Raw genomic sequence first — 9452 nt, 5'->3', positions numbered from 1 at the left:
AAATGAAGTTTAAATACACATTTGAAAGATAAAACCCTACTAAAGAAATATTAATTAACTTCTATAGTAGGGTGGCCGTTAGGCCATTTTGTTCTTATAACTGTTTATTTCTGTTCGTTTATGTTTATTTATGTTCACGCACCGTGAACCTGTCGAATTATGTAAATAAGATTCATTTTATGATAAGATAAATAATAAGTAAAAACTTTAATTAAAGTTTTTAGATAATTCAAATAAAAGTTTAATTAAGCTGAAGATTAAATTGGGGGTGCCTAAATTGGAAAATCCTATTATATTACAGACTTTTTACTGGGAGATGAATAGTGGTAAATATGCAGAAGAATATCCCGAAGAAGCTAATTTATGGAATCTTTTGGCCGAACAGGCAGCTGAGATTGCAGAAGTTGGTTTCAATTTTCTCTGGCTGCCGCCTGCTAATAAAGGGGCAGCAGGTGCAGAAGATGTTGGTTATGGAACTTATGATCTCTGGGATCTGGGGGAGTTCAAACAGAAGGGGACTAAAAGAACAAAGTATGGAACTAAAAAAGAGCTGAAAAAGGCAGTTGAAAAACTCCATCAAAATGGTCTCAAAGTTCTCTATGATGCAGTTTTAAATCACAGATTAGGTGCAGATGATAAAGAGCTGGTTAAGCTTAAAGATGACAGCAAAGCTGAGGTCTGGACTATTTTCAACTTTAAGGGTAGAGGAGACGAATATAGCAGTTTAAAGTTGGACTGGCGAGTTTTTGATGGTGTTGACTGGGACGAAAGAACACAGCGGGCTGGAGAATTTCTTTTTAAATGCAAGGAATGGGATGATTCTTATGAAGAGGATTATCTGATGGGGGCTGACATAGATTATGAGAATCAGGAGATTAAAAAAGATGTAATTAACTGGGGCAAATGGATTGTAAATGAGATTGGATTTGATGGCTTCCGTTTTGATGCAAGTAAACATGTTGATAATGGAATGATTCATGATTTTATTGAAGAGGTCAATCAGAGTACAGATAAGGATCTTTTTTTCATAGGTGAAGCCTGGGTTAATAGCGCTGAAACTCTGGCAGATTATTTGAATACAGTTGGTCAGGAAAAACTACATGTTTTTGATTTTCCCCTCAGGGAAAGTTTTGTAAAAATGATGCAGGGTAAGCTTGATATGCGCTGGCTGGGAGAAAAAGGCCTGGTCAATCAGGATAACTTTAGAGACAGGGCAATTACCTTTGTTGAAAATCATGATACAGAGCGTGATGGGACAAATGAATATGGAACTGAGGCAATTGTTCACCGCAAAATGCAGGCTTACTGTTATATTTTAATGCGCAGAGATGGGGTGCCAACAGTTTTCTGGAAAGATTATCACAGTCACGGTTTAAAAGAAAGGCTGGATACTTTGATTGCAGCTCGCAAAAAATTTGCCTATGGAGATGCCTATGAGAGTGAATCAAATGATAAAAACACTTATTCCTACATTCGGACTGGAGATGATGAACATCCAGGTAGTGGCCTGGTAATGATGATTACTCAGCATGAAAGTGAAAAGATTATTGAAAAAAGTGTTAATACAGGCAGAGCGGAAACCCGTTATTATGATTATACTGGCCATATTGAAGAAGAAATTATGACTGATGCAGAAGCTAATGGAATTTTTAAAGTTAAAGCTACAGCTGAAGAGGGCTATTCTGTCTGGGTTCCGGTGAAAGATTAATTATGCTGACAGCAGTAGTTCTAGCAGCTGGCGAAGCAAAGCGGATGGGAGAATTAAAGCAGCTTCTTGAATGGGAAAAAGAAAACACTATTTTGGGGAAAACCATTGATAATTTACTGGCTGCTGAAATTGTGGATGAAGAGCTTAAAGTTGTTATTGGGGCGCAAAAAAAGAGAATAAGAAGCTACTTAGAGAAAAAATATTATTCTGAACTGAAGAGTGGAATTCTTAAAATTATAGAAAATGATGATTATAAGCGGGGAATGATGTCTTCAGTTAAAACGGCACTTTATGAACTGCCGCAGGATAATCAGTATCTGCTTTTTACACTTGCAGATAAGCCTTTTATTGGTCCTGAAATCTATAAAGAATTTTATCAAAAATGCCTGGAGTTAAAATCAGATATATTTTTACCGGAATATCAGGGACAGAAGGGTCATCCAGTGTTAATAAAAAACTGTTTTAGGGAGGAAGCTCTAAAACTTAAAGGAGAAGGGGGACTGCGCAATCTTTTTGCAGTATTCCCTGATAAAATCTTTCATTATTCATCTGATCAGCCAGAAATTACAGTTGATTTAGATTTAAAAAAAGATTATCAAAAATATAAAGAAAATAATTATAAACTGAGAGTTTTAAAAGATTAATCTCAGTAGGCTTAATATTTCAAAGAGGGGAGAAATAATGCGCTTAAACTATAAATTATGGCTGGAAGAAGAGGAAAGACTTTTTGGTGATGGGCCCTGCCAGATTTTAGAACTTGTTGATCAGCTGGGTTCATTACGCCAGGCAGCTGCTGAAATTAATATGTCTTACAGTCAGGCCTGGAAGCTGATAAAAAAGCTTGAAAAAAGGCTGGGATTTAAATTACTGAACAAAAAAGTGGGCGGCAGTAGTGGTGGAGGCTCTGAACTTACGGAGAAAGGTAGGATTTTAACTAAAAAATTTTCTGATTTTAGAAAAGAAGCTCAAAAATGTCTTTCTGAACTGGAAAATAAATATTTTGATCAGGAATTCAAAGAAATATTAAATAAATAGATTGTCTAGATATTTCTGTTTACAGCTTAAAATCAGTTTTTGAAATAATGTCTGAATTAATTGAATTTTTATGTTATAATGTAATCGTTATATGAGGTTACACATAACGAAAAAGGGAGTGGTTTGATGTTAAAAAAAGAAAATTTTGAAGTAAACTGGCAAATGATTTTAGCAATTTTTAGTTTAAGTCTGCTTTTACTTTTTAGTCCACTATTCAGGGCAGAAGCGGAGCGCGATTTTACTGATATGATGGGTAGAGAAATAACTGTCCCCGACAATGTTGAGCGAGTTGTAACTACATATAAATCAGCGACCCAGTTTGTGCTGGCTCTGGATGCAGGAGATAAATTGGTAGGTGTTTCAGTTAAGACAGATAAACAGCCTTTATTTATTAATATACAACCCGAACTAGCTGACCTGCCACAGGTTGGCTCAAAAAGAAATGGAATTAATTTAGAGACTACGATGAGTGTAAATCCAGATTTAGTTATTTTATACCCTCATCGTGATGCTCTTGAAACAGCAGAAAAATTAAAAGAACAGGGTGTAACAGCAATAATTATAAATCCTGAAAGTCTGGATCAGATTCGAAAGACCACAGAACTTCTGGGAAAAGTTCTAAACAAAGAAGAGAAAGCAAAAGAAGTGATGGCTGCCTATGATAAAATTGATAGTTTAACTAAAAAAACAGCTGAGCTTTCAGAATCAAAAAAGAAAAAAATGTACTTTGCTAACTCCGAATTTACTGATTCTGTTGGAGCGGAAATGATGCAGACAGCTCTGATTGAAAATGCAGGTGGAATAAATCCAGCAGCAGAATTAAAATCAGGATTTCTTACAGTATCGGCTGAAAATATTTTGGAATGGAATCCGGAGCTGGTAATTGTTTCTCAGTATTTTAATGGAGATTTAGAAAAACTGGCCCAAGAAAATAAATATCAAAATGTAAGTGCTTTCAAAAACAACGAGCTTTATCGAGTTCCATCAAAATTAGAACCATGGGATTTCCCCTCCCCGTCAGCTTTTATTGCGCAGCTCTGGCTGGCAAAAAAAGCTTATCCAGCTAAGTATCAGGACATAGATTATCAAAAACAGGTTAACAATTTTTATCAAACATTATACGGAAAAACATTTACTGAATTGGGAGGAGCGTTTTAAGCGATGAGGAAGATAACCGCTGCTGAAAAAATATTTATAACCGGTCTGCTCTTGATAGTTTTAATTTTAATTTCAATGATGATCGGCAATTATGAGCTCAGCATATCTGACCTGGTAGCTATTAGTAATAATTTATTGGGTAGAGATTATGAGATCTTATTTAATAATCCTGATTGGTCAGTGCTTTATTATATTCGCCTGCCCAGAATTTTAACGGTTGTACTTGTAGGAGCTGCTCTTTCGATCAGTGGAGCTGCCTACCAGAATATTTTTCGCAACCCGCTGGTCTCACCTGATATTTTAGGAGTTTCAGCTGGGGCGGGGTTGGGAGTGGCGCTGGGATTACTTTACAGCAGTGGTTCAATTCTTTATGTTTATTTAATTGCTTTTATTACCGGTACAGCAGCAGTTGCCTTAACTTATTGGTTAAGCAAGCTCACGGGAGGAAAAAATGCAATGTTTATGGTTCTGGCCGGAATAGTTGTTTCTTCACTGGCCAATGCCCTGGTTTCACTTTTAAAATATCTGGCAGATCCGATGCAGAATCTACCGGGAATAGTTTTTTATCTAATGGGCGGATTTTCCCGGAGCGGCTGGCAGGAATTTTATCTGCTCTTACCGGTAGTAATTATCTCCTTAACAGTAATTCTATTTTTACGCTGGCAGCTGAATATCTTTTCTTTAGGGGAAAAAGAAGCAGCGGCTCTTGGTGTTGATACAGAAAAGATAAGAATGATTGTAATTGTATTTTCAACAATCATGGTTGCAGCAGCTACTGCTGCCGCCGGACAGGTTAGCTGGATTGGGCTTGTTATTCCTCATATTGCAAGGTTTATAGTTGGAAATAAATATAAGTATTATCTGCCTGCTTCTGCACTGCTGGGCGGCTTAAGCCTTCTTTTAATGGATAACCTTGCCCGAACGATAAGTGGGGCAGAAATTCCAATTAGTATTATAACTGCTTTAATTGGAGCTCCATTTTTTGCCTATTTACTAATTACCAAAAAAGAGAGCGGGTGGAATTAATGTTAGTAAGCAATAATCTTAATTTTTCTTATTCTGACCAAAAAGTCTTAAAAAATATAAATTTCAAGGCAGAAAGAGGAGACTTTATCTCTATTCTGGGGGCAAATGGATCTGGTAAAACCACATTTTTTCAGTGTATGCAGGGATTATTAACTCCTGATGCAGGAAAAATACTACTCGATGGAGAAAATATAAAAAAGATGACTAAAAAAGAAATTGCTCAAAAAATTGCTGTTGTTCCTCAGGAAAGTCAGAATGTTTTTGATTACCAGGTTCTGGACATGGTTTTGATGGGAATCAATCCCTGGCTTGCATTTTCTGAAGAACCGGGAGAAAAAGAGAGGCAGACGGCAGAAGATATTCTAGCTGAGCTTGAGATATCAGATTTAAAGAATAAAAGCTTTAATAAAATTTCAGGTGGAGAAAGACAGCTTGTATTGATAGCCCGGGCTTTGATGCAGAAAAGCAGTTATTTGTTTTTAGATGAGCCAAACTCACACCTTGATTTTAAAAACACTCACCTTATTTTAAAGATTATGCGGGAACTGACCGCAAAAGGGAAAACAGTACTAACAGCTCTACATGATCCAAATCTTGCTGCTCAGTATTCAGATCGGGTAATTATTTTAAAATCGGGTAGGATTATTGCCGCAGGTTTGGTAGAAAATGTTATGACAGCTGAAAATTTGAGCAGAGCTTATGAAATAGAGATTAATAAAGAAAACTCAATCTTTTCTCTGGCTTTTCAAAAAAGTAGATTGCTGAGACAGGAAGCTTGAACTTCACTAAAAACAACTTTAAATTATTGAAGTTAGAATTTTAAATGAAGGGATGTGGAGTAGATGGAAAACTTTTTTAAAAAAGTCTTCAACGAATTACAGGGCAGTAAAAAGATTTTGACCGCGGTGCTGACAGATATTGAAAGTGAAGAAATATCCGAAAATTTACTTGGTGAGATGTTTTTATTTGATGAAGAGGGAATAATAGAGTTTTCATCTGATGAGCTTGAAAATGAACTGGAGAGATTTTTTCTAAATGCAGATTTGAAAAATCAAATTTTAGCTGTTGGGGAAGAAAAAAATACTGATTCTCAGCTAAAAGAGATTAATTTAGACTCAGATAATAAACTGGAATTTTTTTTGGAGCCGGTAGTTGACCAGCCTCATTTAATAGTATTTGGAGCAGGCCATATTGCAGAGCCGCTGGTTAAGATCTGCAGTCTTTTAGATTTTAGTATTACAGTTGTGGATGACCGAGAAGAGTTTTTGAATTTTGATAGATTTCCAACCGCTGATCAGCTTTTGCTCCTACCTTACAGTGATTATTTTGCCAGTGCAAAAATTGGAGATAATGATTATTTAGTAATTGTCACCAGGGGACATCAGCATGATTATCAGGTATTAAAAAATGTCATTAATTCTGAAGCTCCTTACATCGGGATGATTGGAAGTTCCCGAAAGATCAAAACAGTTTATGATCAACTGCAGGACGATGGAATTAGTGAAGAAAAACTGGCAGAAGTACATGCCCCAATAGGGCTTGATATAGGTAGTGAGACACCTGCAGAAATTGCGGTGGCAATTGCAGCCCAGATAGTTGCTGTCAGGAGGGATAGGTAGTGCGAAAAGAGATTTTAGAAAAAATTATCAGCTTAAAAAAAGAGAATATTAAACTGGCCCGAGCTTTTATTGTTCAGGCAAAAAGTTCTTCTCCCCGCAATACAGGGACTGAAATGTTAATTACTGAAAACGGAGATACTTTTGGCAGTATTGGCGGAGGAAAAGATGAAAAGACTGTAATCGAAAAATCTCTAGACTTAATCAAGAGCGGAAAATCTAAAAAAATAAAACTGACTTTAACCCGTAAAGAGGCGGCTGAAATAGGATGGGTTTGTGGTGGACAGATAGATATTTTTATTCAAATTATTAGCTGATTCCAGCAGCTAAGAGTGATTATTCAAAGTTGACAGATTTACTAAAGATTGATATAATTTTTATATAAATTTCCAGCTAAAATTTTAAAAAACGGATATTAAAGAAAATATTGATTTAGATGGAGGAAAAAAATGTATCCAAAAATTTTGATTACATCATTTAAAATTCCAACAGAAAAAATGGGGGAGCAGTATAAGCTCGAGGGAGTAGAATTTTCTCTTGTAACTCAGGATTATTCTGAAGCCTTAAGTATGGCAGGTGCTTTACCTATGATTATGCCCTATATTGAATCAAGGAGCGAAGACGAGCAGTATATTAGAGAATTCCTTGATGAAGTTGATGGGGTAGTTCTGCCAGGGGGAAGTGACATTGACCCTGCACTTTATAATTCCTATCCGCAGAAGTATCTGGGAAATATTTCACCTGAGAGAGATCGCTGGGAGCTTAAAATTTTACAGATGGCAATGGAAATGAAAAAACCAATTCTTGGTATCTGTCGGGGCTTTCAACTATTAAATATTCTCTATGGAGGTACTTTAAAGGTTGATGTCTGCGGTAATAATGATGAAAGTAAAATACCTCATATGGCTTTAATGGTTCCTAAATATTATAAAACTCATAAGCTGGAAATCAAGGAAAATACAAGGTTGGCCAGGGTTTTTGCTGGCGATGAGGTAGCTGTAAATTCCTATCATCATCAGGCTGTGGATGAGGTTGGTGAAGGTTTAAAGGTTTCAGCTGTTGCTCCTGATGGATTTGTAGAAGGAATTGAAGATCCCAATTATCCATATTTAGTTGGAGTTCAATGGCATCCGGAGATGATGGCTGCTAAAGATCCCATTCAATTAAAACTATTTAAAGATTTTGTTGATTTTGTGAATCAGACTAGAAAAGAAAATAATAAGTAAATAATTAAGAGAGTATTTTAAGGAGGAAGTATAATGAAAAATAAGTTTTTGGTTTTATTAATGGTTGTTTTATTTATGGTTTCAGTTTTTTCTGCCGTTCAGGCTCAAGAAACTGAAAGATTTGTGATGGGGATTGAGGATGAGGTAAGTAATCTTGACCCCGGTGAAACAACTATTTCTGTTAACGAAAGAGTTGCTTCTTTATTATTTGATGGACTGGTAGAATATGGCGAGGCAAATAAAATTGTGCCGGGTATTGCAGAGGATTGGACAATATCAGAAGATGGTCTGGAATACACTTTTAATTTGAGAGAAGGCGTAATGTTCCACAACGGTCAGGAACTGACTGCTGAAGATGTGGAATACAGCTATCAGCGTATTTTAAATCCAGATTATGGCTCAGGTTTAAGAGCTAAAATTGAATCTGTTGAAAGTATTGAAGTACTGGATGATTATACAATTAAATTTACATTAAGTGAACCATATGCACCATTTATTTTGGCTATGACCTTTGGTATAGTTCCAAAAGATTATGCTGAAGAGGTTGGCGACGAAGAGCTTGGACGCAGTCCAATAGGTGCCGGTCCTTTCAAAATGGAAGAATGGGATGCCGGTAACCAGATAGTTTTATCAGCTTTTGAAGATCACTGGAATAAGGTTCCAAACATTAAAGAATTAGTTATCCGATCAATTCCTGAATCTGCAACTCAGGCAATGGAACTCCGCAGTGGTGGAATTGACTTCGGTGTTAATCTTGATGTAGGACAGCTGGAATCATTTACTGATAATCCTGACTATCAGGTTAAATCGGCCGCAGGTGCTGGAATTAATTTCTTAGGCTTTAATTTTGAGATGGAGCCCACCCATGAGCGTAAGTTTAGGGAAGCTGTAATTCAGGCTGTTCCTTTTGATCAGATAATACCTCAGGTTTTCGGCATTTTAGGTGAAAGAGCATACTCAATGTTACCACCTACACTCTGGCCGGAAGAGAGAGAATTTTTAAAGGAAAATGCCGTTGGTTTTGATCCGGAAGCAGCAGCACAGAAGTTTGAGGAATTGAAGGCTGATGGTGTGATTGCTGAAGATTATGTAGCCCAGGTCTATGTTTCAAACAGTAGACCAAACCAGGTTAAAACTGCAGAAGCAATGGTAACTGCTTTAAATCAGGCAGGACTTGATGCAGAAGTACAGGCAATGGAATTTGGTACAATGTGGGATATGCTGGGCCGTGGAGAAATTGGCATGTTCTTCTTAAGATTTGTTTCTGATCCAGACCCTGATTACTGGTTATACAGATTCTTTAAATCTCCTGAGGAAGGTGGAGCTTTAAACAGAGCTTTTTATTCAGATGAGGAGGTAGATCAGTGGTTAGAAGAAGCAAGAGCAATTTCTGATCAGGCTGAAAGAGAAGAGCTGTACAACAAAGTTCTGAGAAAAGTATTAGTTGAGGATCTTGTTTTCCACCCACTTGCTCACTCTACTCAGATCTATGTAATGCAGGACAATGTTAGAGAACTGGAACCTGGAAACTCACTTTTGATTCCTCTGGTTACTCCAACATCCAATGTTTATAAGGAGTAGTTGAGGAGATTAAGAAAATCAAATCAGAATAAATAGCTTTATAAATAAAAAGATAAATCATTTAAATTACTATGCAGATAGTTAAGTCTATCTGCATAGTCT

10 protein-coding genes are annotated in these 9452 nt (G+C 36.5%); all 10 read left to right on the top strand.

Going from position 1 to position 9452, the window contains the following annotated elements:
* Positions 1-277: 277 nt before the first annotated feature.
* The 10 genes from C8C76_RS08725 (at position 278) to C8C76_RS08680 (ending at position 9350) form a co-directional block, all read left to right on the top strand.
* Positions 278-1708: an alpha-amylase gene (locus C8C76_RS08725; RefSeq protein ID WP_108140769.1), complete on the top strand. Its 1431-nt coding sequence runs from the start codon at positions 278-280 to the stop codon at positions 1706-1708.
* A gap of 2 nt (positions 1709-1710) precedes the next feature.
* Positions 1711-2352, top strand: a complete 642-nt coding sequence (locus C8C76_RS08720) for a nucleotidyltransferase family protein (RefSeq protein WP_108140767.1) — start codon at positions 1711-1713, stop codon at positions 2350-2352.
* 37 nt (positions 2353-2389) lie between these two features.
* The gene (locus C8C76_RS08715) at positions 2390-2743 is read left to right on the top strand and encodes a winged helix-turn-helix domain-containing protein (protein WP_108140765.1); all 354 of its coding nucleotides are present in this window, start codon (positions 2390-2392) and stop codon (positions 2741-2743) included.
* 126 nt (positions 2744-2869) lie between these two features.
* On the top strand, positions 2870-3901 hold the full coding sequence (locus tag C8C76_RS08710; RefSeq protein ID WP_108140763.1) for an ABC transporter substrate-binding protein: 1032 nt from the start codon (positions 2870-2872) through the stop codon (positions 3899-3901).
* Positions 3902-3904: 3 nt separating this feature from the next.
* Complete coding sequence (locus C8C76_RS08705) at positions 3905-4927, top strand: FecCD family ABC transporter permease (RefSeq protein ID WP_108140761.1); 1023 nt, start codon at positions 3905-3907, stop codon at positions 4925-4927.
* Positions 4927-5706: an ABC transporter ATP-binding protein gene (locus C8C76_RS08700; protein WP_108140759.1), complete on the top strand. Its 780-nt coding sequence runs from the start codon at positions 4927-4929 to the stop codon at positions 5704-5706. Before C8C76_RS08705 ends, C8C76_RS08700 begins: the two co-directional genes overlap by 1 nt.
* A gap of 63 nt (positions 5707-5769) precedes the next feature.
* On the top strand, positions 5770-6546 hold the full coding sequence (locus C8C76_RS08695) for an XdhC family protein (RefSeq protein ID WP_108140757.1): 777 nt from the start codon (positions 5770-5772) through the stop codon (positions 6544-6546).
* A complete protein-coding gene (locus tag C8C76_RS08690) occupies positions 6546-6860 on the top strand; it encodes an XdhC family protein (RefSeq protein ID WP_108140755.1) in 315 nt (104 codons plus the stop codon). Before C8C76_RS08695 ends, C8C76_RS08690 begins: the two co-directional genes overlap by 1 nt.
* A 132-nt stretch (positions 6861-6992) precedes the next feature.
* Complete coding sequence (locus C8C76_RS08685) at positions 6993-7769, top strand: gamma-glutamyl-gamma-aminobutyrate hydrolase family protein (RefSeq protein ID WP_108140753.1); 777 nt, start codon at positions 6993-6995, stop codon at positions 7767-7769.
* A gap of 33 nt (positions 7770-7802) precedes the next feature.
* Positions 7803-9350, top strand: a complete 1548-nt coding sequence (locus C8C76_RS08680; RefSeq protein WP_108140751.1) for an ABC transporter substrate-binding protein — start codon at positions 7803-7805, stop codon at positions 9348-9350.
* Positions 9351-9452: the final 102 nt, after the last annotated feature.

The organism is Halanaerobium saccharolyticum, assembly GCF_003053565.1.
Classification (GTDB): Bacteria; Bacillota; Halanaerobiia; order Halanaerobiales; family Halanaerobiaceae; genus Halanaerobium; species Halanaerobium saccharolyticum_B.
The sequence above is the reverse complement of the archived record's forward strand: the minus strand, read 5'-3'. Positions and strand labels throughout refer to the sequence as shown.